This window comes from Tamlana sp. I1, assembly GCF_015355625.1.
Lineage (GTDB): Bacteria > Bacteroidota > Bacteroidia > Flavobacteriales > Flavobacteriaceae > Pseudotamlana.
In genome coordinates this window covers 1-5,623 of sequence record NZ_JACLAF010000030.1, presented here as the reverse complement: position 1 = coordinate 5,623, position 5,623 = coordinate 1, and the positions used below count along the sequence as shown (strand labels likewise).

The window sequence follows — 5,623 nt, the reverse complement described above, 5'->3', positions numbered from 1 at the left end:
CTAAACTATTTTATTAATAGAAGTACAAATGCTTCTGCAGAATCCTTTAATGCCAAAATTAAAGCTTTTAGAACGCAGTTCAGAGGCGTGAGAAACGTAAAATTCTTCCTCTATAGATTAACTACTATTTTTGCTTAATTCTAAAATCCCACAACTTTTGCTCTTGATCCGTTCTTTTGAACAAAACAACAGATTTTTATCTGCTTTATAAAAAGAAGAATCCCTGTGGGTCTCTCACCTCCACAGGGATGTAAATTGCTATTACCAACTAAAAAATTGAGGGATTAATTAATTTTTTGAAGTGTTGATGATTCAAATATATAGAGAACGATTCATTTCAACCTGCGGAAAACCCGTAACTACTTAAAATAAAAATAAAAACCCTTTATTTACAAGGGTTTACATAAGTGTTAAAGTTAAATTTTAACACTTTTTTCACAAAATAACATATTGAAAAATGGTTTAGTTTATACAAATCCTTTTTTTCTAGCTTGATTTAATAACGTTTCATCCTGGCCATCTTCAACATCAAAAAGGTCTCTAAGTTGCTTTTTTCGTTTTTCAATAGCACTTAACGAAATGTCTAAATGAGAGGCTAAATTTTTTGTTTTCACACCTTGTGATAACAAATGGAGGATCTTTCTGTTTTTATCGTCTATAACAATGTCACTATTTACGGTTTTTCTAATAATACTATTAACACTTCCGCTATAAAAAGTTACGTTATTCAACACCGTTTGAAAGGCACTTGCTAACTCGCTAGAAGTTAAATCACTTTTAATCAAAAAGCCTTCGGGGTTTATTGTTTTTATAATATTATGAATCCTAAACGACTCATTAAACATGGTTAAAATGATGATTTTAGATTGTGGCAAAACCTTTCGGGCGTATTCGGCTAAATCTTCACCTGAACTCATGCTACCATCGGTTGAGGCCGGCAAGCTAATATCTACAAACAACACATCGTAAGGCACATTATTTTTTACTGCATTATTTATGTGTGATAAAGCTTCATCACAATTATTTGCTATATGAATGGTTAATTCTTGATTATCTCGTTTTGTAAAAAGTAAGGTGTTTTGATAGCCCTCGATAATCATCGGATGGTCATCAATCATTAATATTTTAATTTTTTCAATCATAATTTATGCTATGATAATGGGACATCAATAATAACTGCAGTACCTATTTCTTTTTTAGAAGTTATATTGATAGTTCCGTTTATTTCCTTGATTCTTGATTTCATGTTTTTTAATCCGATACCAGATTTTGCGCGATTTACATCAAAACCAGTACCATCATCCATAATCATTAAACAGATGACATTATTTTTCAACTTAAAGCTAATTTCAACAGTCGTAGCTTTGGCGTGTTTATAGATATTATGAAGTGTTTCTTGGATAATTCGGTAGAAATGAATTTTAATTTTATTTGAAACATCATCCCAATTTATAGTGCCCTGACTCTCTAACTTATACTGCAACTCATAGGCTAATGTTTGGGTTTCAACCAAAGTTTTAATGATATTGATAAACCCCGAATCAGAAATAAAATCGGTATTTAATTCATGTGACACTTTTCTAATATCTTCTTCAATAACTTTTAAATCTGAAATGTACTGACTTCGTGTTTTAATAGCATCATCACTCGTATTCATGTTCAAGCTATCCAAGCTTAATCGGGTTCCAAACAACCTTCCTAAAACTCCGTCATGAAGCTCTTCTGAGATCCGCTTCTTTTCCAAAGCTCTAGCTTCTTCAATAACGTCGTTTTGAGAAAGCATGAGGTTATAAATCTCCTCATTAGTTTCTTGTTGCTTTTGAATAAACTGTAACTCTTTATTTTTATTGCGTTGAGCAAATATGATATAAAGTAAAAGTGACCCAACAAGACCTACAATTGCAATTATAATTAGCCAAGTACGCTCCTTTGCAATTTTAATATTTTCTTGTTCTATTTGATTGGTTTCAAATTTAATTCTTGTGAATTTATTTCTAATGGCGCGCTCGTTTTTTTGCAAACTATCATTTAGCTTTACGTAACTTCTTAAATAATTTGCTGCTACTTCACCATCTTCAATTTTTGATAGTAGTAATAAGGAGTTTAAAAGATCGTCGTTATGGTATTTTTCAGAAATACGCTTGGCCTGGTGGCCATAATATTTTGCTGAATCTTTTAAGCCTAAGTCGTTGTAATATTCTGCTAAATGCTGATGAATGACGATGGAATTGTACTCATCTTTACCCAAACTATCACAAACTTTTAAAGCTTTATGGTATAAGCCAGGAAGCTTTTCTCTGTTAGAAGACAGGTATAAAGTATGGGCATAATTATCTAAGACTAGAGCAAAAAATTCAGGGCGATCTCTTCCTAAACCATTATCTTGAAGAATCTCCTCAAATATTTTTATAGCTAATTTATACTGCCCAGCTTTTTTTAAAACATTTCCAATATTATTCTTGGAATTATCAATAGAAGCCTTGTTGTTTCCTTTTAGTTTTAACTTTAATTCAACGGCTTTATTGTGATACTCAATAGATTTATCAAACTGTGTTAATCCACTAAAAACCATCCCTAAGTTATTATAAAAATAAGCCTTTCTACGTATAACTTCGTCTGTTTGATCTTCAATTTGATTTAATAAAAGAATACCTTCAATAGAAGTGAGCTCACTTCCAGTAAAATCTTTTTCATCCTTTTGAAGTAAAGCAATATCTAGAAGCACAACAGCTGTATTATAGTTGTCTTTTAATGACCTAAATAATTTTTCGGCTTTATTGTTGTAGTAGTAAGCACTGTCTTCTATTTTATCAAAATAATAATACCCCAAGTTTTTGGTCATATAAGCCACCGTAAGGGTGTCTTTATACATTCTAGCCAAATTTAAATTCTGATGATTTATTTTGATGTATAAATCCTCCTTTTCAGCTTCTTGATAGAGTGTTAATAATTGAAGGTTACTTTTACGTTGTAATGAATAACTATTTATTTCTCTCGCAATTGCTTTCGCTTTTAAGGCAAGAGATTCCCGCTTCAGATAATTCTCTTTAGAATTATCTGAAGCATTTAAATAATACAGAATACTATCGAACTTTTCTTTATTATAGGTTTGCCCCAAAGAAAAATTTACGCAAAAAAATATGGATAGTAAAAGTAAAAAAAAAGATCTCACGCTGTCTTGGGGTAAATACTTCAAATGTATTTATAATTTTTCAATTTATATAACACAAAAAGCCCTTAACTACTAATCAGAGCATAATCATTTTTTAATTTAATATTTTAACGTTCATTTACAGTTCCACCTGTGTAAAATGTTTCAACACTGGGATCTGTTAAAACATCATCTTCGTGTAAATCTTGTTTAGTACAAGAAGTGAATGTTGCAATTAGAGTTACTGCTATTAATGTGATTTTTAGAATTTTCATTTTATTTTATTTTTAGGGTGAAATAATGTTGTTTGTTTTAATCTTGTATTTGTAATGTAATTTTAGCGCTCGTTTACCGTTCCGCCTGTGTAAAATGTTTCTGCACTTGGATCGACTAAAATATCGTCTTCGTGTAAATCTTGTTTAGTACAAGAAGTGAATGTTGCAATTAGAGTTACTGCTATTAATGTGATTTTTAGAATTTTCATTTTATTTTATTTTTAGGGTGAAATAATGTTGTTTGTTTTAATCTTGTATTTGTAATGTAATTTTAGCGCTCGTTTACCGTTCCGCCTGTGTAAAATGTTTCTGCACTTGGATCGACTAAAATATCGTCATCGTGTAAATCTTGCTTAGTACAAGAAGTGAATGATGCGATTAGAGTTACTGCTATTAATGTGATTTTTAGAATTTTCATTTTATTTTATTTTTAGGGTTAAATATTCAAGATTGAAATTCATAGCATAACTAACAAGCTGTATGCAATCACGTTAAAAGGAACGATATGTCATACAAAATATCGCATACATAAAAGCACTACCAAGAATATGAAACATTTTGGTAGTGCAGACTTAAAAGTCTGTAATGAATTTATTTGTGAATAAACTTAGATAAATTTTGAGTTCATTCAGCTTCTAATATAAATGAAACAAACTGAATGACATGAATTTACCTAATAATTTAGATGAGTGGAAAGGTAAACATAAGATAATACTTATAAAGTTGATTTATTGCTAATGAGCGTTGTTTTAACAATTTTGGTCACAACTTTATCAGATGGTGTTCCATTTTGAATTCTATGAATAAGCATTTCTGCAGCTTTAGCACCAATAGTTTTAGCGTGTTGGCGTATGGTGGTTAATCTAGGTACTGTATGATAGGAATCGGATTTACTTGCAAATCCAATAACAGATATATCTTTAGGTACCTTTAAACCAAAACTAACCGCCATATTAAGTCCAATAATACCTGAGGAACTATCTGCAGCAATAACTCCGTCTAAATCTTTATGCTTTTTGAAGAATGACTTTATCTTTTTTGGATGATCGTCCTTTTTTTTAATTTTTAGAACTAAAGGCTCCATAGTTCCAGTTTCTAAGATGGCTTTATTATAGCCACGTTCCCGTAACTTACCTACACTTAAATCGTTAATATTACTAATAAAAGCAATCTTTTTTCGATTTTCAGCAAGTAGGACTTTCGTAGCGTTGTAAGTAGACTCAAAATCATCTACAATAACTTTATCACATAATACATCATGTGCTACTCTATCAAACATCACAATAGGTAAACCTTGGCTAATTGTTCTTTTAAAATGATCGATTTCGTTGTTAACTTGTGTTTCTTCAGCCATAGACAAAATAAAACCGTCTACACTACCATTAGCTAATAATTGAAGACCTTCTTTTTCTTTATCTAAAGATTCGTTAGAAATACAGGTAATAATGTTATAGCCGTTTTTTGTGGCTTCTCGTTCAATTCCAAACAAAACTTTAGCTAAGAAATGATTTAAAATATTCGGAATAATAACACCTATAGTTTTCGTTTTGTTCTGTTTTAGGCTTAAAGCCACTTTATTTGGTTTGTAGTTATATAATTCAGCAAGTTCTTTAACACGTTTAACAGTTTCGCCTCCAATTTCAGTACTATTATTCAATGCTTTTGAAACCGTAGAAATCGATACATTTAACTCTTTAGCTAATTGTTTTAGTGTCACCATATATTCATCTGAAATTTTATAACCAATGCAATGTACAAAATAACTAATTGCGACTAAAAATTATTTACATAAACTAGGAACATACAAAAGGCAAGAAAGAATTAAAATTTTTATAAATGAATTAATACATTATAAGTCATAAATTAAAGAAACACTCTAATTAAGAAGGTAAAAAAAGAGCATAAAAAAAGCCTCAAACTGATGTTTGAGGCTTAGATAAAAAGTGACCGGGCTGGGGCTCGAACCCAGGACCCTCTCCTTAAAAGGGAGATGCTCTACCAACTGAGCTACCAGGTCTTTTTTGGTTGTTGGTTATTGGTTTTTAGTTGTTGGTGTTACTACTAACCAGCAACCATTAATCAATAAAAATAAAAATCCTCAACAAATAAATGTTGAGGATTCAAAAAAGGCAACGACCTACTCTCCCACAAATGCAGTACCATCGGCGCTAATGGGCTTAACTTCTCTGTTCGGAAA

7 protein-coding genes and 1 tRNA gene are annotated in these 5,623 nt (G+C 30.9%); 1 reads left to right on the top strand and 7 read right to left on the bottom strand.

The features are described 5' to 3' along the window. Nucleotides 1-138: transposase (locus H6X70_RS16810; protein ID WP_194765898.1), on the top strand; the 138-nt coding region annotated here is incomplete at its 5' end. Between the two features lie 329 nt (nucleotides 139-467). On the opposite strand, the gene H6X70_RS16805 is transcribed toward H6X70_RS16810, so the two are convergent. From H6X70_RS16805 to H6X70_RS16775, 7 genes are all read right to left on the bottom strand, one after another. Beyond that, a complete protein-coding gene (locus H6X70_RS16805; RefSeq protein ID WP_194768851.1) occupies nucleotides 468-1,142 on the bottom strand; it encodes a response regulator in 675 nt (224 codons plus the stop codon). An 8-nt stretch (nucleotides 1,143-1,150) separates the two neighbouring features. Continuing rightward, on the bottom strand, nucleotides 1,151-3,118 hold the full coding sequence (locus H6X70_RS16800; protein WP_194768850.1) for a tetratricopeptide repeat-containing sensor histidine kinase: 1,968 nt from the start codon (nucleotides 3,116-3,118) through the stop codon (nucleotides 1,151-1,153). Nucleotides 3,119-3,279: 161 nt separating this feature from the next. Beyond that, nucleotides 3,280-3,426: a hypothetical protein gene (locus H6X70_RS16795; RefSeq protein ID WP_194768849.1), complete on the bottom strand. Its 147-nt coding sequence runs from the start codon at nucleotides 3,424-3,426 to the stop codon at nucleotides 3,280-3,282. A gap of 62 nt (nucleotides 3,427-3,488) precedes the next feature. After that, nucleotides 3,489-3,635, bottom strand: a complete 147-nt coding sequence (locus H6X70_RS16790) for a hypothetical protein (RefSeq protein WP_194768848.1) — start codon at nucleotides 3,633-3,635, stop codon at nucleotides 3,489-3,491. Nucleotides 3,636-3,697: 62 nt separating this feature from the next. Beyond that, complete coding sequence (locus tag H6X70_RS16785) at nucleotides 3,698-3,844, bottom strand: hypothetical protein (RefSeq protein WP_194768847.1); 147 nt, start codon at nucleotides 3,842-3,844, stop codon at nucleotides 3,698-3,700. A gap of 297 nt (nucleotides 3,845-4,141) precedes the next feature. Continuing rightward, nucleotides 4,142-5,146, bottom strand: coding sequence for a LacI family DNA-binding transcriptional regulator (locus tag H6X70_RS16780; RefSeq protein ID WP_194768846.1), 1,005 nt, complete (start codon nucleotides 5,144-5,146; stop codon nucleotides 4,142-4,144). A 224-nt stretch (nucleotides 5,147-5,370) separates the two neighbouring features. Continuing rightward, nucleotides 5,371-5,443, bottom strand: a tRNA-Lys gene (locus H6X70_RS16775). Nucleotides 5,444-5,623: the final 180 nt, after the last annotated feature.